Below are 1,463 nucleotides of genomic sequence, written 5' to 3' on the forward strand. Positions count from 1 at the left end.
GGCGATACGATCGGACTCCTTAACACGCAACTCTTTCGCACCAGTTAATACCGTACGACCTTGCGCACAGCTAGCGGCAACGAATAATACAGGAAATTCGTCAATCGCTAATGGGACTAAATACTCTGGAATTTTAATACCGACTAGGCTTGAACTACGAATGGTGATATCAGCCACTGGTTCGCCACCAACGTGGGTCTCATTACTTAAGCTAATATCTGCCTGCATCAGCTTTAAAATATCGATGACACCAGTACGCGTAGGATTAATACCGACTTGCGTTAAGGTCAATTCACTATCTTGACTGATAGCAGCAGCTACCATAAAGAAGGCCGCAGAAGAGATGTCAGCAGGGACGGCGATATCACCGCCTGTCAGCGTACCACCACCTTCAACGCTAATGCGATTGCCATCGACGGTCACAGGATAACCAAAGGCTGACAGCATACGCTCGGTATGGTCACGACTAACCTCAGGTTGAATAACGGTTGTTGTACCCTCGCTCCATAACCCCGCCAACAATAAGCAAGACTTGACCTGTGCTGAAGCAACCGGCATATCATAATCTACACCTTGGAGCGGCTTACCGACGTTATCACGGCCAGTGATGCTGAGCGGCGCTGTGCCACTATGCCCAGTGCTTTGAATGACTGCGCCCATCTGGCGAAGTGGTGCTGCGACACGCTCCATTGGACGCTTATTTAAGCTAGTATCACCTGTCAATACGCTATCAAATGATTGTGCAGCTAAAATACCTGCTAGCAAGCGCATACTGGTGCCAGAATTACCCATGTATAAAGGGGTTTTGCTAGGTTTAAGACCGTTCATTCCGACACCATGAATAGTCAGTTTACCATTGTCAGGGCCTTCTATCGTCACACCCATATCACGGAATGCTTGCAACGTCGCTAACGCATCCTCTCCTTCCAAAAAACCTGTGACGTTGGTCACTCCTGTTGCGAGGCTACCAAGCATAATACTGCGATGGGAGATAGACTTATCACCAGGAATAGCAATAGTACCAGTGACAGTGTTACTAGGAGTAATAAGGTAAGAAGCTGACATAGCAGGGGTATCCGTATAAGGGGTGCTGGCTAACATATGACCAAAATGTCGCCGTGCGGCTTGCGCGCGGCCCAAAAGGCCCATCAGGGCGGTTGAATCTTTATCAATGATAAGTTGGCGTATGTCCTGTAGATAGACGCTGTACTCATCAAGGGCGCTCACAATCGCGCTTTGATTGGCAAAAAATATATCATGCCACATCTTGGGGTCGCTGGCAGCAATACGAGTAAAGTCCCGAAACCCGCCTGCTGCATAGCGAAACATATCTAAATTGTCATTATGGCTTGCCAGCTGCTCAACAAGGTTAAACGCAAGCAGGTGCGGCAAATGACTGGTATGCGCCAATATGGCATCGTGATGGTCAGCCTCCATTGTCATGACCATGGCTCCTACTGCTT

General features: G+C 48.5%; 1 protein-coding gene. It reads right to left on the minus strand.

Features of this window, described 5'->3' with window-relative positions; all coding sequences use genetic code 11:
- On the minus strand, positions 1-1,463 hold a 1,463-nt coding region (aroA, locus tag ACS8FD_RS14380; protein ID WP_439276359.1), incomplete at both ends, for a 3-phosphoshikimate 1-carboxyvinyltransferase.

This window comes from Psychrobacter sp. 1U2, assembly GCF_051847575.1.